The organism is Paenibacillus sp. W4I10 (assembly GCF_030816325.1).
In the GTDB taxonomy this organism is placed as follows: Bacteria; Bacillota; Bacilli; order Paenibacillales; family Paenibacillaceae; genus Paenibacillus; species Paenibacillus amylolyticus_B.
In genome coordinates, this window is the sequence record NZ_JAUSXX010000001.1 from 2,153,115 (window position 1) to 2,178,394 (window position 25,280).

Consider the following 25,280-nt stretch of genomic DNA (forward strand, 5'->3'; position numbering starts at 1 on the left):
ACCTCCTGTCCACACTACCGTGAACAGGAGGTTTCTATAGTTATGATGTTCAATTATCAACTCAACGTAACGCATACCCTTGTGTAACAATTTTGTACCCGGATACCATCTGCCTATGTTCCTTCAAGGCATCCTTAACCCGTTCCAGCACATCGCTCTCATAAACGGAGGCACATTCGAATCCAGTTTGCACGTTCAATTCAACGGGTTCGGAGTTTAGATTATACCAGCGAGCAATCAAATCTCCGGTTTCCTCTGCGATCTTCAATGTGGAGAAGGCCAGTGTCGAACCTTGCGAATTCCACGCTAACCATTGCTTCCATAGAGGTAATTCAACCTTCTGCCCATTAGCTCCGGCATGACCTTCTTGCTCAAATGTATACGCGAGTGCCCCTAGCTGTACAGTCGTCCACGGAATCGGATACACGTATGCGGATGCACATGCACCTGACTGTGCCGCATCACCTGCAAATGGAATAATCGCATATTCCACACTCTGAGGTCCCAGACATTGGGCTTCCGGTGTTTCAAACACACCCCAATCTCCCAGTTCCGAAGAGGCGCGCAGCAGCGTAACCGCAATCGTACTACCCTCTTCATGCTGTAAAATCTCGTATTCATTCAGCCCGTATCGGGTACTTCAGCAATCTCTGCTTGTTTCTCTACTGGAATGAGAGCATAAGTCTTATAACCCAGCGAAGGTACATCCGCCGCCTGGAAAGTCACTCTTACTTTACGAGCCATATAAGGCTGGCGGAAGCGATCCTTCGGAAGTTCATAGCCAAAATGCGCACCCAGATCCTTGATTTCTGCCGAATACACGTGTCCATCCGAATCGATCAGCTGATATACGGGCAGTGCATCTTTTTCCACTTTCTGCGCAAGTGCGTGAGGGTTAGGACCCTCTGGGAAAAATGCTTTGTTCACAATCAGATCCATCTCAATGATCCCATTTCGATTCCACCCACTCGTGTTAAACACAGTGAACAGCACCGCTTCCTCACCCCAAGCCTCAGCAGGTTGCACATGAATGGATTCAGCAATCGCCTGCGCGCTCTGGGAAACCAGTTTCTCTGCAAGCTGTCTGCTCTTGGCAAAGCGGGTCACCATCTCACGGTGAACCTCATCCACACTGCATCCGCAGATGCTATCATGTGGGTGGTTCTGCATCAGCATCTTCCATGCATGCGCCAACAGATGGTGCGGATAATCTTTTACCCCGGCTATATGGGCCATGGCGGCCAGTGGTTCGGCTACTTTTTCAAGCAACGTCTGCCCCTGCTGATTCAACTGTTTCAGATAAACCCTGGCAGATGCCGTATTCACCAGTGTTCCCCAACCATCCGTGTGCTGACTGCGAAGCTCACCTTCAATGGTCGCCAGATGCTCAGGGATATCCTTCGTAACCGCTTCAATGTAATCGTCAAAATTGGAGTGGATAAATTCTACATCAGGATACAACGCAGCCGCCGTACGTAAAGCCTCTGGCAGATCCGTCTGGATCGGCTGATGATCACAACCATTCATGAACAACAGATGTGAAGTCGATGCAAATTTCTCGGCATCTTCCAGATTTTTATCCCAATATACTCGGGCTTTCTCCGGATCAACCGGAACTTCCATCCCATTGCAGTACCAATTCGCGAACAAAATGCCGAGCACTTCCGAACCATCCGGCGAACGCCAGATCATCTCGGAATAGGGAGATTCGTAACTGTCTGCATCAACCACCGCATTATTGAATCCCGTAGGCTTTACCCCACGCCCAAAGATCGCGTTATGAATATCCGCCTGTTGCAGAATCTGCGGTGCCTGTCCCATATTTCCGAACGAGTCTGGGAAGTACCCCGTCTTGGATATCACACCCAAAGGGTGAGCATCACGATGACCGATGAGCAGATTACGCAAGTTGGCCTCACTGCTGGTCAGAAACTCATCCTGTAAAACATACCATGGACCAAAATGTATGCGTCCTTCGCGGATATAACGGTCGAGCCTCTCCTGTTGTTCGGGCCGAACCTGCAAATAATCTTCACGAATAATCGTCTGCCCATCCAGATGGAAATAACGATATTCCGGGTCCTGATCAAGCGTGTCCAGCAGTTTATCCATCAGCTCAATGAGCAGTACATGATGGTGTTCATAAGGCATATACCATTCCCGGTCCCAATGGGTATGCGATATGAGATGTGCCGTCTTTTTGATTGTCATGTTGTGTACCTCCTGTCATTAACCTTTGGTTGCCCCGCCCATGCTGAAGCCTTTGGACATGTAACGCTGGGAGAAGATATATAGCACAACCGAAGGCATCGTATAAAGTAGTGAAAATGCAGCTAGTCTGCCGTATTCAACCATGCCGTGGCTGCCGAAGAATTGATAAATCGTGACCGATGCCGGAAGTTTCTCCGGTGTCTGGAGCAGGATGTAGGGCACGAAGAAGTTGCCCCAACTTCCCGAAAAGGTAAATATCGCTATTGTTGCAATTCCCGGCAGCATCAATGGTGCTACGATTCGTCTCAAGCCATTCCAGACGGACGCTCCGTCAATCCATGCCGATTCTTCCAGATCAATGGGCACCGAATCCATGAAGTTTTTCATCATCCAGATGCCGTAAGGAAGTGAAGATGCGGTCAGGAACAACATCGTGGCAATAATGCTATTTTGCATTTTGAAGAACAGAAACATTTGGAATACCGGAACCATCACGGCAGTAATCGGAAGTGCTGTCATGAACAGAATAGATAACAAGAAGCTTTTTTTGAATCTCATTTCATAACGGGATAATGGATACGCAGCAAGAACAGATACCAGAACAACCAATATCGCTTGCCCTCCCGACAGAATCAGGCCCACACCGAATGAACGAAGATTGCTCGAATCCCCGAGTACATCCTTGAAATTTTGAATGGTCCAGGTACTGGGCATTTTGATACCCTGTTGCGCGTTCGGGTCAAATGAAGCCAGAATGATCCAGAGCAGCGGCAATAAAAAACAGAGTCCTAGAAAAACTAGAATCCCGTACTGGATTTTGCGTTGAAGCCCATGTTTGACCATAGGGATCGAACCTCCTTCATGGTTACACTTTCACTTTCATGGATCGCATATAGAACAAGCTGGCGATAATACCGATGAACAACAGAACCAGAGATATGGCTGTACCGTATCCAAACTGATAGTTCACAAAAGCCTGGTTGTACATGAAGATCGGCAAGGTTTGTGTCGAAGTACCCGGTCCACCACCGGTCATCGTATAGATCAGCGTGAACACACCCAGTGTCTGTAAGGTGACCAACATCATGTTGGTCACGATGGACCCTTTTACCATTGGAATCGTAATGTGTCTGACAATCTGGAACCCGGTGGCACTGTCAATAATCGCAGCTTCTTCAACTTCCTTCGGGATATCATCCAGTGCCGACTGATAGACCATCATCGAAAAGGCTGTGCCGTGCCAGATATTCGCGATAATGACACTCACCATAGGGAAACTGAACAACCAGGAGACCGGATTCGCTCCAAACCAGCCGAGGATCTGATTCAATGAACCATTGTCACTGAAAAAGGCCACCATACAGAATGCCACAACAATCTCGGGTGTCACCCAACCGGCAATGACGATGATGCCGATGACCCGGCGGAACGTCACGTTTTTCTCCTTCATTAGAAGGGCCAGAATGAACCCAAGCAACACCTGACCAATCACTGCGGAGAAGATGAGAAAGACCAGCGTACGCCAGACACTAATCCGGAAGTCCGGATCATGGAACATATTAATGAAATTCTGGAATCCGACAAACTCCAAACTCTTGGCTGCCGCACCGGTCAGAGCCATATTCGTAAAGGCAAAACAGATCGTCAGAATGATGGGAACAATGAAAAAAACAAGTAATAACAGTACGGAAGGCATGAGAAACAGAAATGAGCCTGGTGCTTTCCTTTTCATAAGTCACTCTCCATTCGAACCGGAAAAAGGGGAGATTATGCCTCCCCCTCCGAATATATCGATATCCTTATTTCTCTTCGATGCTGTCCGCGCCAAGGGAACGGGATACGTTGTCTTTCAATTGTGTAATTCCCTCTTCCGGCGTCAGCTTGCCAGAGGCAATACTCTCAACAATGCTTTGCAATTGTGCGGATACCGCTGCATATTGATCGTTCGCTGGACGGAAGTGGGCCACATTCAAGAGTTCCTGTGCTTCTTTGGTATATGGACGATCCGTATACCCTTCAACTTCAGTGGAATCATTACGTGGGCTGAGGCTACCTTCCGCTACGACACGAGCAGTCGCATTTTCCTTATTCATCAGAAACTCGATAAATTTCCACGCCTCTTCCTTGTTTTTCGCTTGTGCAGGAACAGACCAAGCCCATCCTCCAGACATCGTCGTTGCTCCAGGTGCTTCCCCATTTTGTGTTGGGAATGGTGCAAAGCCTATTTTCTCTTCGACGTTGGCAATTGGAGCAGCACCGTTCTGGGCCCATGTTGAACCTGCCCAGCTGCCATCTACAGCCATCGCCAGTTTGTCTTGCGGGAACTGTTGCTGGAATGCAATACTGCCAGCTTGTCCATTCAAAGCGACCTGCATGGTCGGGCCTGTTTTATCCGTGTTAAACACTTGATCTATGAATTTGAAAGAATCCAGCAGGCCCGGGCTGTTAACGACCCATTTCTTGCTCGTGTCGTTATACAGCGTATCCGCCGTACCATAGAGCAGCATTTCCAGTGTTTGCATGGTGACACCTTCACCGTTTGCTTTGCCCACGATCATATTAAGTGGTGTCACACCCGGAAGCTTTTGCTTGATGGTACGTGTCGCTTCGAGTACCTCTGCCCAGCTTGCAGGTTTGAATGGAACTTCCAGGCCCGCCTGTTGAAACAGTTCCTTGTTGTACCAGATTCCGCGTGTATCCGAGGTAGCCGGAACACCGTACACCTTGCCGTCTTCGCCAGTAACCCCTGCTTTCAGGTTGTCGATGATGTGTTCTTCCCAATCGGACCATCCCTGAACCTGTGTATCCAGTGGCTCCAGATATCCCGCAGCAGCATCGGATTTGATGATGGATGTATCTTCGGCAATGACATCAGGTGCCGTATCCGGAGATTTCATTTGCAAAACCATTTTGGACGTATAATCACCCTCACTTGCCAGTACAGGCGCAATGTTGATTTTGATATCCGGGTTTTCTTTCTCGAATTGATCCACCAAACCTGATTGGAAAAACTTCGTAAGTGTATCTTCAGATCCTGAAGAACGGAACGATACAGTTACTTCCTTCTTACCGTCACTGGTTGTGCCTGTGCTTGAGCTTCCGCCCGAACAGGCTGTAGTAAGAATGAGCAAGGATGTCATAACTGCTGCTACCGGCATTTTCAATGATATTTTTCTCATGATTCGCTCTCCTCTTGTCGGAATTCAACGAACTCCGAACGTTATGATGTACTCGCAGGTTATCTCTTGCTTCCCTATCTATTTCTGTACGCGGAATCCGCAATAATCCATCATCAGTTCACTAAAGAGCATGTTGGACCATGAAAACCATGGACGTGTATATTCATGTGGATTGTTGGCCGAAAAACCTTCATGGGTCAGTCCGGTGCCCGCATCCGTCTGTTGGATAAGCTGAAGCAATCGTAGTTTTTCATTGCGATCCGCTGTAGTCAGCCCCTGCATCGATAAAGCGATATGCCAGATGTACCCTTCTGGTGTATGCGGACTACCGATTCCCGCTGCTGCTGTTCCCTCATAAAAATACGGGTTGTTCGTGGATAAAATGAAACGGCGTGTATTCTGATACACCTCGTCGTTCTCCTCCACATATCCGAGATAAGGTAAAGACAGCAGACTCGGCACATTGGCATCATCCATCAGATTGTGATTGCCTTTCCCATCCGTTTCGTATGCATATATGGTTCCATATTCCGGATGTTCAACGGTGCCATAATCCTGAATTCCTTTGTTGATTTGTTCCTCCAACTGCTGTGCAGTCGCTGCCAGCGTTTCATCCTTGAACACAGCTTCAGCAATTTCCTGCAGATATCGAAGCGCCACAACGGCGAACATATTGGATGGAATCAGATAACCATATTCACAGCGATCGTCGCTAGGACGGAATCCCGACCAGGTCATGCCGGTATAGACTGTTTCAGTACCTCGTCCTTCACGACTGAGCGTGTCGGTTTCAGGAGCATCCAGACGTTGGAACGTGTAGGGTGATTTCGTCTCATGATGCTGTTCCACTTGCCATAACTGCATGATGATCTGGGCTGCTTTACGGAACGTATTATTGAATTGAGTTGTTCTTCCCGTGTTCTTCCACAAGAGATAACTGAGCTGAATCGGATAAGCCAGTGAGTCGATCTCATACTTCCGTTCCCAGATCCAATCATTCATCTGCGTCAGGTCTTCCTGATGTCCTTTTCCACTCTCCGTCTCATTAAAAGCGTTTGCATAAGGGTCCAGGAGAATATAATTCAGTTGACGTTCAACCAGCCCAGCGATCATGTCGGCGATATCTTCATCCTCTGAAGCGAGAACCAGATAAGGTCTGACCTGAGCGGCAGAATCTCGTAACCACATGGCAGGGATATCTCCCGTAATCACAAAAGTGGTTCCATCTTCTTTGCGCTGAATTGTGGTCGCCATCGTATTGGTAAAACAATTTTTGAACATTTGATTAAGTTCCGGATGGTCCGGCATACGTTTGTTAACCTGATCAATCATGTCGTATATCGAGGGGGAAATTTCTTGATCATCTCTGGGTGTCAGCATGTTGTCCTCCTTATGTAATCCAATTTGTTAACCGCTTTCATCATCCTAAAACGAATATAATGTCATGTCAATATATTTATTTGTATATTAGCATGTTATTTTAATTTAAGGACACTAAATAGTATACCATTTAAAGCAATTCTCCCCATTTTATCCGCACAAAAAAGAGACCTCGTTTACACGAAGTCCCTGATTGAACACAATGAATATTAAGTTGCTAAAATTAACCCTTTTGTTTCACCATACTCGTTGACTTACCCTTCACCAAACGGGCAGGCAAAATAACCCTGTTCACTGCCATTTCGTTGTTCTGCATACTCTGAAGCACCATCTCGAACGCCTGTTTTCCCATATCAAACTGGCTTTGTCTCATATGTGTTACACGGCTTCCTTCGGCAGCGTTTGGACTGTCAAAGCAAATGATGGACATATCTTCCGGTATCCTCAGACCAAGCCGATCCGCTGCCTGTTCTGCAAGTAAAGCAATATGATACTCCGCAGCAAAGAGTGCAGTAATCTGGGGGTATTTCTGTAAATGTTCCACCAGTGTCTCCACATCACGGACCTCGACTTGAGGATCGAACACACTTGGCAGTGTCGAAAGAAACGATTCTAACCACAGTTCCCTGTTCACCAGCACCCCTTGATCGTGATGAGCCTCAATGATTCCTTCAATTCGTTCTTCAATCGGTGTAGTGTTCGCCGGAGGCTGCGTCAGAAAAGCGATATGTCGGTGACCGAGATCGAATAGATAATTCATCCCTTCTCGCGCCGCGCCTACATTATCCGTACTGACAGATGAAGCCGGAATGCCTTTCAGGTACCGGTCGATCAGGACAAATGGGAATTTGTTAACGACCAGTTTAAGAATCTCATCGCTGAAGTATTCACCCTGTGCCGGGAAAATAATCAATCCGTCCACACCCAGTTCCAGCAGTTCCTGAATGCTCTGTTCCTCCTGCTCCGGAATCCCGAAGGAGCGTCTAAGTACGAGAAAACAATCATGATCTCGCGAAGCTTCTTCCATACCATATAACAGTTCTGTACCATACATGTCGCTGAAATTAGTAATGACCAGACCAATGAGAAGTTTCTTTTCTGGATCTTTAATCGCAGCACGCGGAGCAGGTCTGTTAGGTCTTTCTTGTAACACATCTGCTGTGTCGGCTACAAAAGAACCCCGTCCCGGCTGACGAACAATTAATTGTTCACTCGCCAGCATTTCAAGTGCTTTTTTCGTCGTAATCCGACTAACTCCGAATTCATCACATAATTCCTTCTCCGAAGGAACACGCTCACCCACTTGATATTGATGAAGCTGTATCCGTTCGCGCAAGGATTCAAAGATCTGTTCATACATCGGCTTGGATGCAGAGTCTTTCCCCAATACAAACACCTCCATAAATACCCATACTTCTCATGTTCTACATCCTAATATATCATGTTATATCATTAATGTGAAGAAAGAGACGACTCACCTGCTGCCATGTGAGAGTAAAAGAAAAAGCATCCCGATGGAAGCTTCATTAATCTTAGGCGTCAGATGTGAATCGAGATACAACAAAAAGCCGACAAGCCCTGATACCTCGGCTTATCGGCTTCTTGCTTAAATGGTCAAAACGTAGTTTTCATCCATGTCACACTTTGCATAATTAAGGTTGCTGACCCTCAGCGGACGGTGGACCCACTTCCGTTTCAGTCTCTTCAGGGCTGGAATCTGGTTCTGGAACGGATTGTTCTTGTGCTGCGCTGACGAACAATCGTCCAGCTGCTTCCGCCTCTACTTTGTTGCCTGCTGCATCCTGAGCGCGAATCACAATGACTCCACCATCCAGAACAAGGGATGAAGGTGTTGTGTACGTACCCGTGTAACGACCAGGTTCAGTCTCTACCAATGGAATCTCTCCTGCCCCTTGGGCATTCAGATTCAAAGGTAACTGAATCCGGAAAGATGCTTGCAGACCAGGTTTACTATCAAATGAAACGGTAACACTCTCCCCTGATGTGATTCGAACATCCTCAGCCGGAGTAATATTCGTAAGTTCTGGCAACGCCGTTTCCACATAGACGGTGCGGGTTACGGTTGTTTTGTTACCAGCGATATCGGTTGCTGTAATGGTAATTGTGTTCTCGCCTTCATTGACCAATACACGGTGACTGAAACTTCTGTCTTTACCCACTTGTACGGTTTGTCCGTTAACGGTTACCTTATCGAGGAATTGTTCCACGACATTACCCGTTACGTGAACCACTTCTGCATTGATGCGATCCCCTTGAGCTGGCGTGAGAATCGTCAATTGTGGTTTGGTCTGATCCAGAATAATGACAACAGGGAGTGAACGGTCCGTTGTTTTTCCATCTACCACTGCCTCAGCAGTAATCGCATTAATGCCAGAACGGAGCTTCACACCGTATGAGAACTTCCCATTTGCCACCGTTGTGGTGCCAGCTAGATCCTTGCCGTTGTAGATCTTGATCTGAGCTCCAGATGCTGGAGACGTTCCCGACACAGTGAAAGTCGATTGATTCGTATACGTGTTTGCAGGTACTGTGAGCACAGGTGCATTTACCGGATATCTCACGACTGCACGAATCATGTAGTTGCCTTCTTCTATCGGTGAAGTACTCCATGCTCCGCTTACACGCTGCCAGCTTCGACCAGCATTCGTACCATTCTCATCGGTAGCGAGTCCCGGAGCGCTTGTTCCGGCTACGCTCTGTACATACACGATATAGAAATCACCCGTTACAATGACCGGTTCCGGGAATTCGACAGTTGTCCACTGATCATTGCGAAGTGCAGTACCATCAAATGGTCCAGCCAGCTGTCGTCCCGGAGCTCCGCCCGCACCCGATGCATCATATACGGCATATTGGAACGCTGTGCCTCCAGGTACAGGCCATTCGGTGTTCCAGAATCGGAACGATGCACCTGTCAGTTGAGCGGTCTCCAGCTCTGGTGTCATTCGAACTGCCCAAGCGTTATCCGCAGCGTTAAAAGCTCGTGCGTTCTCTGCTGTTCCATCATCATAAGCAATTTCCCCAGGGAAACCGATGAATGGTTTCAAGGCAACATTCGCCTCTGCCGTCCCATTACCAGGTACAGTTACAGTAACCGTTTTACTGTAATAATCAGCAGCCCGGATGGACAGGGTATAACTTCCTTCCAATACCTGAATATTGAAGCTGCCATCTGAACCTGTGCGAACTGCACCTACATTGGCATCTTCCACCACGAGAACGGAAGCATCAGCCAGTGGTTGTCCTGTCCGCTCATCCGTTACTACACCTTCAATCTGTCCATGCGGGATTGCCTCCAGATTAAAGTTGGCTTTGGCACCATTACCATCCGTGATCGTTACCTGCTGAGTTCGAGGATAATATCCATATGCTTCAGCTTTTAACGTGTAATCACCTGCTACGTGTGTGAAGTTATACTTGCCTGTAGCTGGATCTGTCTTCACCGAACGTCCGGTTTCCAGTACGGTAACCGTTGCACTTGCAGGCAGGCTTTGTGGATTAACCGAACCTGTTTCCGGTTTTTCAACTTCCGGTTGTTGCTGTTTCGTTTTGTTAAATTCCGCTTTGTCAGTCCGCGAAATTTTGTACCATGGATTATCATAGGACGGTTTAGGTTTGTCATTGTTAAGCACAACCGCACTGTCCTCCGTTACCGTCTCAGCAGCAACTCCCAGTACACGGAAATCATCAATGAACCAGCCTGTCTTCACAACACTGTTATCTGAGGTCAGGCGGAACCGGAATTGAACTTCATTACCGGTAAGTGCATCCAGATCATAAAATACGGGTGTCCATTGTTTACCGTTTGTACTATGTGAGAATTTGCCCAGTTCTGACCATGTGGTTCCACCATCCTTGGTGACTTCCACATACCCGTAGTCGTATCCACTCTCAATCTCGTACCAATGATTAAACGTGAGTGTTCCTTCGGACACATCCGTCAAATCAATGACCGGAGATACGAGTGAATAGTTGGAGCCACTCTCATACGTATTGTCGAGATCAGTCGCCCAGACATTCGGCGGAGAAACCGCGCTGGCAGGTCCCGTTACCGGAATGCCGCGTTCCCACTCATCTTTGGTTCCTGAATGAGTCCAGCCATTATCATCACTGCCATCGAAATGATCGATGTAGATATCCTGAGGCACCTCTACTGTAATGGAGACCTCATTCGATTTATCGCTTTCATTGCCACTATAATCAAGTGCGGCAACGGTATAGTAATACGTCGAATCTGTCACCGTAGCCGTATCTGTAAACGTTGTTCCGGTTGCAGTTCCAATGGATTCATAACCTGCACCTGCGGTTGTGGAGCGATATACGATATAGGATTCAAGATCCTCATCGTTCGGACCAGTCCAGCTCAAGGCTACATTACCAAGAATATCGGCCGTCGCAGACAATCCGGCAGGTGCGCCCGGAGCAATCTCATCCAGCTCTTCTACAGCGAAATCATCAATGTACCAGCCAGCCTTTTGCAATGAATTATCACTCGTCAGATTGAACTTGATGAACACCTGCTGTCCCGCGTATTCGCGAAGATCCACATATTGTGTCTTCCAATTGCCACCTGTACCCGTGAAGGTTAACAGCTCTTCGAACACATAATCGCTATCCTCGGAAGCGATGTATACCTTGCCGAAGTCGATGTTATTCTCCAGGTCATACCAGTGCTTGAAGGATAACAATGCCCCTTCGGGACTCTCGGTAAGATCAATTGGCGGCGCAAGCAGATATGCATTGCTATTCGCCACATAAGTTCCTTGCAGATTGGTTGCAATCACCTTGTCACCGGAGTATGCACTTCCAGGACCACTGCTTGGTGCTCCCCATACCCAGGTACTTCCGGTTCCGCCAGTCGTGAAGCCCAGCTGATCTTCTTCAAAATCCTGAAGGTATCCTGGCTGCACACCATTGGACACAGCCACTTTATATACCTGACTTTCGAATCCGTTGTTGCCGTAATCATTTACGCGGATATAATACTCCACACCTTGCGGTTCAATAAGAAAAGCAGGGATTGTCGCTGTATACGTCCCATCTTTGTTATCTCCAGCAATTCGATCCATCGGCAGATAAACGTACTGGTTGGTACCTGTCGTTTTGGCAAAAGCCTCGACGGAGACTACCGCGACGTTATCTGTCACATGAGCGGTTAATGGTATATCAATGCCTGTAAAGGCTGAATTGACAGGGGTATGTGCCAGTACTGGCTCTTCCAGATCATCTCCGGCTGTAACCACTCTGCCGGATACTGTGCCGATTCCTTCGAGTACAGAACCCACAGCATCAAGGGCATTAATAATGCCATGACCGTAGCCGTTATTAGGAGAGGTCGGATACTGACTATCTGTTCTCGGCGTGGCTGTATCTGTAATGATCTGCTCCAGCTGATCCACTGTAAGGGAATGATTGGCCTGAAGCAGCAGTGCAGCAAGGGCAGTTGTATGCGGACCTGCCATGGATGTTCCGTTCCAGCCTCCCTCATATACACCGCCCGGAACTGATGAACGGATATTCACACCAGGGGCAGATACTTCCGGTTTGATCTCATCATAAGGGGATGGGCCCAGTAGGGAGAACGAAGCCAGATTTCCGTTGATATCGGTTGCTCCTGTAGCAAAACTTTCAGGATAGTTAGCCGGGTTAGCAACAGAACCAGGTCCGCCCGGGTTACCCAGTCTCACATTTCCTGCTGAGAATTCCGGAAAAATCTGAGCATCACGCCAGGCTTGCACCATAGGACGGAACCATTCATCCAGTCCGGCACCTCCGCCCCACGAGTTGTTTACCACATCCGGTGCAAGTTCAGGATGCAGATTGCCTTCCGCATCCACTGGAGCGATCAACCACTGTCCGCCATCCAGAATAATGGCATCCGTTGTTTCCGGATTGAATATCCGTACACCAATCCATTTCGCACCGGGAGCAACCCCGATCTGGTTGGTGCCATCCGCTTCAGAGCCAACCATCGTACCCATCGTGTGAGTACCATGTCCGTCTTCGTCCGCAGGGAGGGAAGCATTACTGTGCGGATCATACCAGCTTAGTTCGGGATCAACGATATTGCCCGAAGCATCCAGTCCCCGCCATTTGCTGCGAAGCGCCGGGTGGGTATAATCCACACCACTGTCCAGATTAGCAACAACAATCCCTGTTCCATCGATGCCCCGATCCCACACGGCTGGCGCATTGATGTAATCCAGGTTCCATTCCACGTTTTCAGTCGCAAGCTTGTCCTTGGCAGCAGGCTCCTTGTCTTTAACTCCGACTGAAGAGTCTTTAGCTGGCGTTTGTACAGCATCTTTGCCTGGTGCCGCATTCGCCGGTTCTTTACTCACTTCGGCTTTCTGTAAGTATCGTGTCTCATTCGGTAGAATCTTCTCCACCTCAGGCAGCAGCGCAATCTGTTCCATGACTTCTTTGGTACTCGTTACTGCCAGTGAATTGACAATAAAATAGCTTTTATATTCTTTGACCTTACCCAGGTCAACTTCCTTTTCCAGATAAGTTTCCAATGGATATTGTGTACGTGAGGCCGTTTCTCGCAGAGAGCTGACGACCGAATTACGAACGGACAGCTTTGTGGCTGAAGCCGTTTGTTTGGCTATGGTCGCCTTTTCAAGGGCCTGTTTGGAGACTGCTGCTGTATCCACCTGTTCCTTCATTTTCACCAGATAGGTAACATATTCACTGCCCTCAAATTCTTTGGTCAACTTGGCGTTTACTTTGGACTCCGTAACTTTGGCAAGTCCAGATTTCATATCCAATTTGGATGATGTGGAGTTTTCGGCTGAAACCGGATGAATGATCGAAAATGCAAGGAGAAGCGAGAGCCCTATAGAGATGGGCTTGCGTAACCGATTAATCTTTATCAAACTTTTCCACTCCCTTTACCCGGTTTTGTAATTTAGTCTGGTACATATGCCCTTCTCTGCAGAATAAAACGGTAGACTAACCTTGATTGTGGACGGAATAAACGCCCTGGATTTCACATAAAGCCTCACCTCCTTTACAGGTCTGGTTAGGGATCAATATGAGTCAGAAGAGATAACAGATTAGTCTATGTTTTTTTACTTGGAAGTTTAGGAGATTGAATGAATCGGAACAAACCATGTGAGTGAATAGTTTGGGTGTTTGAATAATGCAATGAGAGTGAATGTCTGTAAGCATTCATGTGGAAGGGTAATCTGGAGCGTTAGCAGAACGCTTGCTAAGGAGTGGTGGATATGACTTTCGATCGTGATTCGAGTGAGTAGTTAAACATTTTAATTACATATAATAGTCGATTAGGAATTTAATTGGATTTTATTGGTATAGTATAAAATCATTATTCGATATATACAAGCACTTTATTGAAAAATATAGAAAATAAGTCTATTTAATGCTTTTATGTGTCTCATGTCGCTTACACATTTCAACTTATTTTTCGCATTCCTGCATGTTTTTGATAAATGATAGTTTGTAGTAGTTCTATATAACCAAGACCTGATACTCAAAATTCCAAATCAAGAAAAAGAACGACATGAGAACTCTCATGTCGTTCATATCAAAATTTATATCTCATCATGTAATGTTCACGCCGCCACTTGCATATAGCCAACAACGGTATTCACAAGACTAAGTCCAGTTGCCGTTGCGGAGAATACAAGCAGAAGACGTGTCTGTGCAGTCACAGGTATAGCCAATCCGGTTGTTATGCCATTGGAGATACTACCCAATGCAATAATACCGGTGAGTGGAGGTGCCAGTGTAACGACCGCCCCCGGAACCGCAGTAAATGCATTATCAGGAGTAGGTGAACTGAATAATTGCGCAGTGATGGTCACCGTTGAACCGACCAAGGCCAAGGCAGCTGTGGTACTGAAATAGGCAGCAATTGAAGTTATAACGCCATCCCGTGGGACAGAGAACGCAAAGTTAATGAGTGGTCCGACAATCGTTCCCGTTAAATCAATGGTGCCACCCAGAATGCTGACTCCTGTTGCCGAGCTGCCGAAACCGATAAGGCTTGTCGTTCCGACCAGTCCACCAAGAACTGTAGTTAATTTATCTTTGTTGATTAGTCCAATTTAATTTTGAAAACAATAGGCGCATTACTTTTTACAGTTGTCGTTGTGATCGTCAGTGCGTCCGCTGTTCTCTCCCATTGCGGCTGTTCTTCATAGCCAAGTACTTGAATATCTTGAATGACCCCTTGAAAATGGTGTGAATTTTCCTTCAGGGATTTAATCTGTACCACCCCATTATCTGGATAGGCAAGAACCGTGGCATACAGGCTGCTTTCTTTTAACGTAAACCGTATATCTTCACTCGTAAATATCTTCGTATCCCCATCCGTGAATTGCCCTTCCTTCACCTCTGTCGGACCCTCGCCAAACGTACGCCAGAAAGACGTGTCATAGATCGCTTCCCCATTCACTTCCAGCCACTTGCCGATGCTGAGCAAAATGTCGCGATCTTCATCCGGTATACTGCCGTCTGCTTTAGGTCCAATGTTCAGCAGCAAATTTCCGTTTTTGCTTACAATATCGACGAGATCCCGAATGATCTCCTCAGCCGTTTTATAGTTATTATTTTCCGTATAACACCATGAGTTTTTAGCGACAGCCGTATCGGTTTGCCAAAAATAGGGCTTGAGCTCAGCGAATTGTCCCCGCTCCACATCAGGAACGGCACTTCCAAACATGTAGGCCTCATGTTTATAATTGATAGCTACAGGAACGCCCCATTCGTCGCCTTTGTTATAATAATAGGCTGCGAATTTCTTAAGATAGGGTTTGAACGCAACCGTTTGAATCCACCAATCGAAATAGAAGACCTTCGGTTGATATTGATCCACCAGTTCGCAGCAGCGAATCAACCAGTCTTCCAGATACTCCTCGGTTGGAGGCGAACCATACAGATCATGATGATCCGGCTCAGGCATGGCTGGCCAATAGAAATCCCCACGCTCTAGGGGTTCCTTGATATCGGAATCAAACTCCTTCCCGTGAGACATGAAGAACCAGTGCTCCGCGCGGTGAGACGATACACATAAGGTCAGCCCCTGCTTCTCGTACGCAGTCTTCATCTCACCCAGAAGATCCCGTTTGGGGCCCATTTCATATGTGTTATAGTGAGAGATAGAGCTCTTGTACATCTGAAATCCATCATGATGCTCAGCCACTGGCATAACATATTTGGCTCCGGCCTTTTTGAATAACGTTGCCCATTCGTCTGCATCGAACTTCTCTGCACGAAACATCGGAATGAAATCTTTATATCCAAATTCCTTATGAGGTCCATACACCGCAAGGTGATGTTCATAAGCTTTGGTGCCTTGTATGTACATATTTCGCGAATACCATTCGCTATCATAGGCCGGTACTGAATATAGCCCCCAGTGAATGAATATGCCGAATTTCGCTTTTGGGTACCATTCGGGTACTTGGAAGGTGCTAAGCGAACTCCAGTTGTCCTTGAATTTACCGCTCTCAATCGTTGCTTCAATCTGTTGCAAATATTCGTTTTTGTCCATGAGATGTTCTCATCCCTTCTGTTATCGTCTGTAGTTGTATTGTAGTGCTACGGCTGAAGGATAGACATGCAGAACACTAACTTTTAGATGGACAATAATAACCTTGTATGGAGATGAAAAGTATGAATCACCAAACTTTGCTTACGAACTACCTGTCCAATCTCCAAGTCGAATTATTCATGGTCAATTACAATCGATGCGATACGGATTGGAAGGATCTGAATTACACGCCCGATTACAGCAAGTTTTATTTCATATGCGAAGGTGAAGGTTGGCTCAAAATTGGGGATGAGGAGTATTATCCTGCGCCTAATCAGCTTATTTTAATGCCAGAGGGGATCAAACAGTCTTACTCTGCCATTAATGAAAGTCCTTTTCTCAAATATTGGTGTCACTTTAGCGCAAAGGTTGGTGGAATCAATTTGTTCCAAATTCTGAAATTTCCACACATCTGTACGATAGATCAACCTGAGTTGATTCAAGCAATCTTCAGCAGTATCCTTACATATGCAAAATCCGATGAAGTCTATGCCCATATGATGGCCAAGAGCAAACTGACCGAGTTACTATCCCACTATCTAATGAATCTGGATCTGGATCAGATCTCTTTTATTAACGTTCCTGTCATGGAGAAACTGTCCACCATTCTGGCTTATATTGATTCCAACATCGAAGAGAATATTTCGGTTCAGGATCTGGCCCAGATCGCCTACATGCATCCAAATTATTTTATTCGATTCTTCAAGCAGCAGATCGGAGTTCCTCCGATCCTCTATATTACTGGCAAAAAAATCGATAAGGCCAAGGAACTGCTGGCCTGCACCCCGAACACAATAACTGCCATCGCCGAGCATCTCGGTTTCAGTGATTTGTATTATTTCTCCAGACAGTTCAAAAAGCATACAGGGCTAACTCCAACGGAATACCGCAAACAAAAAACGGTACTTACAACGAAACGTGGTCTATAAATAAGCACAAAGCAGAGAGAGTTCCCTCATTCGGAGCTCCCTCCTATTGACTTGTTTCTGTTCGATTCATGCTGAGTTACCTTCTTGAGTTCTCTCAAATAAGCATAACCATAGTTTTGATCCGGCTCAAGATATGCCCCTTCCGCCCACTCATTCCAGGCGTTAATAAAAAGATATTCACTTTTGTACAGCGTCCTCGCTCGTTCCATCTGTCTGGATAGATACAGCCCAAACTTCTCTGGTGTGGACCCGAGCGTACTCTGTCCGTCAACGCCTCTCCGCGGTGTATTATCCCAATTCACAAAAGCACCTGGATAGACAATTTCTCCGTTACGGTGTGGTGTTCGTTCGAGAATGGAGGACCATACCTTGTCGTAATTCACAGCAATATGCTGCTGTCCCTTGATGTTCATTTCGATCCAGATTCCATTCATATGTCCATGTGCAAACGTATAATGCGGTTCAAATTCCATACTCGCTTCAAAGATCTGACGATTAAATGTAGGGAATCCACCAATGGTCTGCACAAAATGAATCCCTTTCAGGCCATGCTTCAAAGCCAATTCACGCCAAAACTGAATCATTTCCTCACATTGGGGAATGCTGGTTGGTCGATAGATCAGAAATAATGGCTTACCTTCCACTCGAATATATCGTTTGTCCTTAAATACCTTAACCAAATAATTAAAATGTTCTTCCCAATCATCTCGATCCCCATAGTTCTGGGCCATGAGAATATCGGATTCTTGCCCATCCCATTTTCTTGTCCATGTCTCATTGGCCCAAGACAAACAAAAGGGAAAATCAGGCTCCCCACGATCCAAAATTTCATTCACTGGTTTTTCCAACAAACGCTTGCCTTTGAACCAATAATGATAATAACAAAATCCATAAATGCCATGCTGTTTAGCCGTTTCCGCTTGCCACTTTCGTACATCTGGATCGGAAAGATCATAATATTTCCCCTGAAACGGCTGCTTAGGCTGATGATGACCCGAATATAAGGGAGTGGCTTTTTTTACATTGGTCCATTCAGTAAAACCATTCCCCCACCATCGGTCATTCTCCTCAATCCGGTGAAATTGGGGTAGATGCAGAGCAATTACTTTCAAACAGAACTCCTCCAATGCAGGAACATGATGCAGCCTAAACTCGTGTGATTCTTGATGGTTTATGTGAATATGATATCCAGCAGTCGCAATGTTTTTTGCAGATGGGATTGATTATATTTCATGTATGCCAGAGCATGGCTAGCGGCCAGTCTCCTTGCATCAACACTCTGCCAGTAATGTTCAAACTTCTGAGTGAGTTCTTCACAAGAGTTGTATTGTTGAAAGTTACTAAGGTCTATCCCGTTGCTCTGATTCACAGATGGTCCTATGAGCTGAAACGTCCCACATGCGGCAATTTCCATCACGTTTTTGATTAATTCGCCACTATGAATAACCAGTTTGCTTCCGTTAAATAAAATCTGGCGAGCTTCATGTCTGCGAACGGGATAGAAATCTCCAAGCTGTGCCCAACCCTTCCCATCCACCCGAACTATTTTGTTATTCAAAAGACCCGATTTGGCAATAGCGGTGACGATGCCATCCGGTTCTGCATCCCCGATGATATAAACATCCGATTCGTACTCCGGAGGAACAGCTTGAGGACAGAATATATGTGGATCAGGCGGCATTAAAAGTTCATGACTACCAGTGCTTCCCATATGATGCTGAACATCGCTTATTTGCGTTGAATGTTGTGTAAACACGTGATCAAAAATCGGTAGAATAGTTTCGCTTTGATTCACATGTTGATCGGCAGACAACCAGATTGCCTTCTTCATGGTTGATGTCCTTAATGCTGTGATATTCTCATCCGGCAAGTTTTCTTCGCTTCCGATGACCATAATCAGGTCAACATCATAAGAAGATAAACAGGCTGACACGGATTCGATATATTTAATCTCATTCACATTTCTCACGAGATGTTTCAAACTCTGTTCAATTAGTACACAATGTGATGACATTTCCCGGTCATTACACGGTGTAATCAGAAGCACATTTAACTCCTTATAGATCACTTTTGGTACTTCTCGGGTAGGTATGCTTCCCACCTGCATCATTTTCAGCCATTGCTGATTCAGTTCCAATTGCTGTACTTCCATATGTTTACGCATGGATTTGAGTTTCCTGTTCAGAACCACATTCATCTGTCTCAGGAATAACCGGTTCGCATCATGAACTGAACGTTTCTTTTTCGTGGACTTAACCTGCATTTTTGACTTCTTTTGGATAGCAAACCCTCCCGTTCCATACGAAAACATTCTCTGCCTACAATATGCACGACATAGTGGCATGGTTTCTTCTGTTGACCACTTCACTCCCTCTTCATTGCAAAAGGGGCTCTATCCCAGATATACAATGTGTGGTCACCCGTGTCGGTTCAAATCTTGTCCTCATAGAATATAGAATACTATATAGGAGATGATGTCATTGCCAACATTTGATAGTATCCTTGTCACCGGTAATCAGACCATTAACCAGGATCTGCAAGTCAATGGTAATGAAACCATTGGCGTTGATCTACAAGTCAATGGTAGCCAGACTATAGCAGGCAGCCTTCAAATTAATGCCAGCTCCTCGATTGTCAACCATTTGGGTGTAGGCGGAGTGATTGAAGCTGGAGATAGCGTAAAGGCCACTACACAATTAATGGCACTCAATCAACCTACTCTTCCACTCTCTCTACCCGTTTTGCAACAATTCAGATATTACAATCCTGGTGTTGCAGGTCAACCCGGTCTGGTCTTAACAGGGACTGCTGGCAACCAATATATACTGTTCGTTGATGAGAGTAGTGGGACACCCCATCTCGCCATTCAACCCGTATAATATAGCCCTGAATCAGATGAATTTCACCAAAAGAAGCGGTATCCGTGTACACTCTGGATATCGCTTCTTTTGGTTTCTTTTCTGATGAAGCCTTCTTATAACTCATCCATTTATAAATCTGTGATTAATACGGACAAGGCGCTCTTGCTTTCCAGCTGAAACTTCATCAATACATCATCGCGCAGCTTAACCTGTATGTTGCCCGTCTCCTCCCCATCATTAAAGAGGACTAAAGCTACGGAACCATCTACATTCTTAAAAGCCACAGAACAAATTCCATCATCACTGGATGTTGATTCGATCCGAACAGCCTTCGGGCGGATCACAGCACTGAAATGTGCCAGGGCATAATAATCCAGTGTATACGTAAGTTCCTTTGTTTGCTGATTCACCTGTACGATCCCACGACACGTACTGCGGCCAAATCCAGGAACGGTTGGCCCGTTGTTCTCATCAAGCGCCATATTCCAAAGTACAAAGGATTTGCTGTAATTACGAAGAATGTGGATCCCTGTTCGCATCACATTCGAGAAGGCTTGCTCAAATGGCGGAATCCACTCTCCACCCGAACCTTCAGTGAAATGCACTTCTTTACCAGCAAAAGCTTCATAAACCTTCGTTTGAGCAGAAGCATCGCCCCCGTACCAATGCCAGGCTACGCCATCCACTTCCTCTCCCGCTTGTTCAAGTACGGTCAGGGGATAGTCCGGTTGATCCCAGTTGTGATCGTAACAGAGAATCTTGGTTTGAATATCGTTTTGCACAAAGGCTGGTTTGAGATGGTTTTTGATAAAATCTGCTTGCGCTTCGGCTGGCATCAACATACCCGGATAGTGCCCGGGTTCATAAAGCGCCTCATTCTGTGGTGTAATGGCATGGATCGGTAATCCATGCTTGCCATACGCTTGAATGAATTTCACGAAATATTCAGCATAAACGGGATACCATTCAGTCTTTAATTGTCCGGTAATCATCGATCCACTCGTTTTCATCCAGCCGGGTGCACTCCATGGTGAAGCAAACAGCTTCAGTTCAGGATTCAATGCCAACGCCTTTTGAGTCAAAGGAATAACATCCCCTTCATCATGTGCAATGCTGAATTGGGTTAATTCCGGGTCTGTCTGCTGTTCTGGCATATCGTTATAACTGTATACCGTTCTCGCATAGTCCGAAGCCCCCATTGGATTACGGATGACTGACAGCCCGATCCCTTTCTCCGGATGGAATAGTCGGATCATGAGCTCATCCCGTTGCTCCTCATTCAAGATTTGATTGATCAAATAGGCAGATGAATCGGTAAAAGAAGCACCAAATCCGTCCATCTCCTGATATGTTAGTTGATCATCCAGATGGATGGTCGTTGTCTCCTTATCGGCATCCAGAGGCTTTAATTTCTCCTGGGATAGAGATACGAATAAATCTTCTTCACCCGTAGATTTGTGCATTTTGAATGTAGTCATAGGATTCTCCTTTGTATTTCTATTATTGAATACCTAGTTTCTCTTTGTTCAATTTCATCTTTTCACTGCGTACCTTCACAATCTCTTCCCAGCGGTTCTCACCTAAAAATGACTTGTAAGAAGCCAGTGCATTGTCATACGAGGCATCATCCTTGGAACGTACCATACTGACCAGTGTTGTATTCCATTTGGTGTTAATCGCCGACAATGCACGAGCTTCAGGTGTACCTTGATCCGGGCTAATATTCTCCAGAATGAAATGTGGTTTCAGCTTGCCTTTGCCCCACTCCTGCATCTGTTTAATCGCTTCCGGAAAAGCATCTGCACTGAGTGCTTTGTGGCGGTCATGACCGAAGAACATAAATTCACCCATCCGATAATCCTTTTTGAATTGATCCGCGTTATTGAGTTGCAGGTCTTTCACTGCTGGCAGCAATTCTACACTACCGTCGGCTTTGGTTTGGTAGGTTTCCCCCTCGATCCCGTAATTCATGAGTGTCTGTCCTTCTTCACTCAGCAAGTACGTGAATATCTGAATGGCCTTGGCCGGATCTTTACAGTCCTTGGAAATAAAATTGATCATCCACCCAGTTATTCCGGATTGATTCAATGTTGGTGCATTGCCTTTGGTACTCTGCGGTCCATCGATAGCAACATATTCTTTGCCTGGATTCGCACTCATGTAGATTTGCAGGTTTCCTCCTTGTTGAGGTGTACCGTCAAGCAGCATGGTCGCGTATTTACCAGACTTTACTTTTTCCTCAAAAGCCGTTCCATCATCAGCAAAACTGTCATCACTGATATTGCCATCTCTGTACACGGTGTTCAATGTCTTCAACCACGTGAGGTAATCTTCATCCAGATTACGATCGTAGAATTCTCCCGATTCGGTCTCCAGCGGGACGCCGATGAAATCTTGCAATGTATCCCCGAGTGAACCTGTTCCTTCACCAATGGAGTTGAATCCAAACGGAATCAGCGCAGGAAACTCTTGCTTAATTCGTTTCATCACACTCTGGAATTCTTCTGGCGTTCCAATGACCGGACTACCCAAAGCTTCGTACACATCCTTACGAATGATAAATGCCGTTTTTGCAGGAATGTTACCGCTATCATAATCCTCCTGTGTATTGGAATAGTTCGGGTAACCATAGGTTTTACCATCCGCTAATTGGAACCAGTTCAATGTATCGGCAGCCGCAACTTTATTGAAATAAGGATCATATTTTTCCGCCAGATCGTTCAGGGGCATAGCCCAGGTAGCGGCTTTTTGTACCACTGGAGAATTCGAGTCAAATACGGTTAGCAGGTCAGGCATATCTCCGCCGGCGAAAAAGGTGTTTAACTTGGTATCATCACCCGTGATGAATTTAATATTGATGTTCAGGTCCTCTTTGATTTTCTTCGTGACAATGTCCTTGCCAAAATCGGTGTTCCACCAGTCAGCATTGACGTACCACGTCAGGTCTGTAGCTTCTTCCTTTTTATCCAACTGCCAAGCTGGCTTTTCCGGGTCGACCGTATAACGATCTTCAATGGAAACCCAGTTCCCTTCACTGGATCTCCCCGATCCACCACTGCAACCTGTAATCATCATCACTGCTGCAAGCAATGTCGCGAACAATTTAATCCCTTTTTTTCCTGATGCCTTGTTCAACTTCAACATGTTTTTGTTCCTCCTCATATTGGGGTATTTGTTTCTTCTATTCCTTGACCGCACCCAGCATCATTCCCGAGATAAAGTATCTCTGAACAATGGGATAGATCAGCACGATCGGGAGTGTTGTAATGACAATGGTGGCCAACTGCACCCCTTTTGTCGTTGTTTCGATTACAGCCGAACCCCCAACATTTTGCATGGATTGGGTCTGGGACTGAACGATAATCTCATACAACATCATCTGGAGTGGATACAGTGACTGATCCGTAATGTATAACTTGGTTGTCATGAAGTCGTTCCATTGCCCCACCCCATTAAATAGCGCAATCGTAGCCATAGCCGGCATGGAGAGTGGAATGAAGATTTTCAGGAAAATATGCCAATCCCCTGCGCCGTCAATCTTGGCCGATTCTTCCAGAGAATCCGGGACATTTCGGAAGAAATTCATCAGAATCACGACATCATAGAAGCTGAACAATGCCGGGATAATGTACACCCAGAAGCTGTTAAGCAAGCCAAGTGATTTGATTAATAGGTATGTCGGGATCATGCCGCCCGAGAAGAACATTGTAATAACACCCATGGCAACATATAATTTACGGCCTCTTATGTACTTTTTGCTCAGACCGTAACCAACCATGGCACAAAAGAACACATGTGTAACAACGCCGATCGTTGTTTTGGACACCGATATGAAGAATGCCTGCCAGATGCCCTGATCATTGAATACCGCTCTGTAATTCTCCAACGAGAATTCCGGTGACCAGAAGATGAACCCACCTTCCGCTAACGCTTTTCCTGAACTAAAGGAAGAGATGATGACATTCCAGAGCGGAACCAGAATAACGACCGTACAGATGATTAGCAAAATCATGTTTAAGGTATCAAAGATCCGACTATCGAGATCTTCTTTTGCCACCTTTCCATTCACGCGGGATGCCTCCTTCTACAACACAGATTGATTATCGTTTAATTTGCTTGTGATTTTGTTTGCCGTGACGAGTAGAATGACAGAGATGATTGAGACACCCAAGCCAACGGCCGTTGCATATGAAAAGTCACCCTGAGACATCCCCATACGATAGACGTAAGAATTGATGACTTCCGCTTTATCGCGGTTTTGGGAGTTCATGAGAACCAGGGTCTGATCCAGATTCGACCCTAATAAACCGCTTACAGTTAGAATCAGATTCAGGCTGATAATGGATCTCATATTAGGCAATGTGATATTCCATATCTGTCTGAGACGGCTTGCACCATCGATTTTGGCCGCTTCATAATACGTAGGATCAATCTTCGCCATAATTGCCAGATACAGAATCGTTCCCCAACCTGCTTCTTTCCAAATATCCGATAACGTAGCAATCCACCAGTACTTGCCTGCATCCAGCAAGATGTTCTGCGGTTGCGAGATCACTCCCAGGCTAAGTAACAACTGATTAAATAACCCCGTTGTCGAAAACCAGGTAATCAGCATTCCCCCAAGTACGATCCAGGACAAAAAGTGAGGTAAATATGAAACCGTTTGCACAAATTTCTTGAATCGTCCGCTGTTTAACTCGTAGATCATGATCGCGAGAATGATGGGAATGACGAACCCAATACCTAATTTCAAAAAACTGATCCCCAGCGTATTCACGACTGCATCCCAGAAGTATTTATCTGATAAAATGATTCTGAAATTATCAAGCCCTACCCAAGGAGCGGTTGCCAGCGTATCAATGACCGTGTAATTTTTGAAGGCAATTGTCAATCCGTAAATCGGGATGTAACAAAAAATAATCATAAAGATAATGCCCGGGATAATCATCGATTGAATCTCCCATTGTCTCCGATAATCGACTATGAATTCTTTAATCCGTTGCCCGATGGGTTTCTTCCCATTGGGACTGATCGCATTTTTACCGGTTGATGTCTCTACGGCTAATTTATCCACGTTTTTTTACTCCCCTCCATCATGCATGCATGTTTATAAAAACGTTTTTATTTTTCGGCACAAAAA

At 45.9% G+C, this 25,280-nt stretch carries 16 protein-coding genes and 2 pseudogenes; 2 read left to right on the plus strand and 16 right to left on the minus strand.

The window, feature by feature from the left end:
• Window positions 1-61: 61 nt before the first annotated feature.
• The 10 genes and pseudogenes from QF049_RS31480 to QF049_RS09625 form a co-directional block, all read right to left on the minus strand.
• Entirely contained in the window at window positions 62-535 is a 474-nt protein-coding gene (locus QF049_RS31480; RefSeq protein ID WP_483874750.1) for a glycosyl hydrolase-related protein, read from the minus strand.
• A 134-nt stretch (window positions 536-669) separates the two neighbouring features.
• A pseudogene (locus QF049_RS09585) lies at window positions 670-2,211 on the minus strand (glycoside hydrolase family 38 N-terminal domain-containing protein); the annotation flags it as partial.
• An 18-nt stretch (window positions 2,212-2,229) separates the two neighbouring features.
• Window positions 2,230-3,054: a carbohydrate ABC transporter permease gene (locus QF049_RS09590; protein ID WP_076211825.1), complete on the minus strand. Its 825-nt coding sequence runs from the start codon at window positions 3,052-3,054 to the stop codon at window positions 2,230-2,232.
• Window positions 3,055-3,076: 22 nt separating this feature from the next.
• On the minus strand, window positions 3,077-3,943 hold the full coding sequence (locus tag QF049_RS09595; RefSeq protein ID WP_036608294.1) for a carbohydrate ABC transporter permease: 867 nt from the start codon (window positions 3,941-3,943) through the stop codon (window positions 3,077-3,079).
• Between the two features lie 67 nt (window positions 3,944-4,010).
• Window positions 4,011-5,390 carry an extracellular solute-binding protein gene (locus tag QF049_RS09600; protein ID WP_307536906.1) on the minus strand — a complete coding sequence of 460 codons (1,380 nt, stop codon included), beginning with the start codon at window positions 5,388-5,390 and terminating at the stop codon, window positions 4,011-4,013.
• Between the two features lie 78 nt (window positions 5,391-5,468).
• Window positions 5,469-6,770 carry a glycoside hydrolase family 125 protein gene (locus tag QF049_RS09605; protein ID WP_307536908.1) on the minus strand — a complete coding sequence of 434 codons (1,302 nt, stop codon included), beginning with the start codon at window positions 6,768-6,770 and terminating at the stop codon, window positions 5,469-5,471.
• A gap of 223 nt (window positions 6,771-6,993) precedes the next feature.
• A complete protein-coding gene (locus QF049_RS09610) occupies window positions 6,994-8,166 on the minus strand; it encodes a GntR family transcriptional regulator (RefSeq protein ID WP_307543158.1) in 1,173 nt (390 codons plus the stop codon).
• 256 nt (window positions 8,167-8,422) lie between these two features.
• On the minus strand, window positions 8,423-13,669 hold the full coding sequence (locus tag QF049_RS09615; RefSeq protein ID WP_307536909.1) for a S8 family peptidase: 5,247 nt from the start codon (window positions 13,667-13,669) through the stop codon (window positions 8,423-8,425).
• Window positions 13,670-14,357: 688 nt separating this feature from the next.
• Window positions 14,358-14,839: pseudogene (locus tag QF049_RS09620) on the minus strand (exosporium glycoprotein BclB-related protein); the annotation flags it as partial.
• 14 nt (window positions 14,840-14,853) lie between these two features.
• Window positions 14,854-16,311, minus strand: a complete 1,458-nt coding sequence (locus tag QF049_RS09625; protein WP_307536911.1) for an alpha-L-fucosidase — start codon at window positions 16,309-16,311, stop codon at window positions 14,854-14,856.
• Window positions 16,312-16,433: 122 nt separating this feature from the next.
• Between QF049_RS09625 and QF049_RS09630 the strand changes: the two genes are divergently transcribed.
• Window positions 16,434-17,279 carry an AraC family transcriptional regulator gene (locus QF049_RS09630; RefSeq protein WP_307536914.1) on the plus strand — a complete coding sequence of 282 codons (846 nt, stop codon included), beginning with the start codon at window positions 16,434-16,436 and terminating at the stop codon, window positions 17,277-17,279.
• Window positions 17,280-17,305: 26 nt separating this feature from the next.
• Here QF049_RS09630 and QF049_RS09635 read toward each other — a convergent pair whose 3' ends face one another.
• Together QF049_RS09635 and QF049_RS09640 are read right to left on the minus strand one after the other, a co-directional pair.
• Entirely contained in the window at window positions 17,306-18,391 is a 1,086-nt protein-coding gene (locus QF049_RS09635; RefSeq protein ID WP_307536915.1) for a glycosyltransferase WbsX family protein, read from the minus strand.
• A gap of 59 nt (window positions 18,392-18,450) precedes the next feature.
• A complete protein-coding gene (locus QF049_RS09640) occupies window positions 18,451-19,443 on the minus strand; it encodes a CgeB family protein (protein WP_307536917.1) in 993 nt (330 codons plus the stop codon).
• A gap of 310 nt (window positions 19,444-19,753) precedes the next feature.
• On the opposite strand from QF049_RS09640, the gene QF049_RS09645 reads away from it, so the two are divergent.
• The gene (locus tag QF049_RS09645) at window positions 19,754-20,158 is read left to right on the plus strand and encodes a hypothetical protein (RefSeq protein ID WP_307536919.1); all 405 of its coding nucleotides are present in this window, start codon (window positions 19,754-19,756) and stop codon (window positions 20,156-20,158) included.
• 110 nt (window positions 20,159-20,268) lie between these two features.
• On the opposite strand, the gene QF049_RS09650 is transcribed toward QF049_RS09645, so the two are convergent.
• From QF049_RS09650 to QF049_RS09665, 4 genes are read right to left on the minus strand one after another with little or no spacing between them, the layout of a single operon-like run.
• Entirely contained in the window at window positions 20,269-21,618 is a 1,350-nt protein-coding gene (locus QF049_RS09650) for a glycoside hydrolase family 30 protein (RefSeq protein ID WP_307536921.1), read from the minus strand.
• A gap of 22 nt (window positions 21,619-21,640) precedes the next feature.
• Window positions 21,641-23,284 carry a type 2 periplasmic-binding domain-containing protein gene (locus tag QF049_RS09655; protein ID WP_307536923.1) on the minus strand — a complete coding sequence of 548 codons (1,644 nt, stop codon included), beginning with the start codon at window positions 23,282-23,284 and terminating at the stop codon, window positions 21,641-21,643.
• A gap of 37 nt (window positions 23,285-23,321) precedes the next feature.
• On the minus strand, window positions 23,322-24,209 hold the full coding sequence (locus QF049_RS09660) for a carbohydrate ABC transporter permease (RefSeq protein WP_076211802.1): 888 nt from the start codon (window positions 24,207-24,209) through the stop codon (window positions 23,322-23,324).
• Between the two features lie 15 nt (window positions 24,210-24,224).
• Window positions 24,225-25,214, minus strand: coding sequence for an ABC transporter permease (locus QF049_RS09665; protein WP_206099103.1), 990 nt, complete (start codon window positions 25,212-25,214; stop codon window positions 24,225-24,227).
• Window positions 25,215-25,280 lie beyond the last annotated feature (66 nt).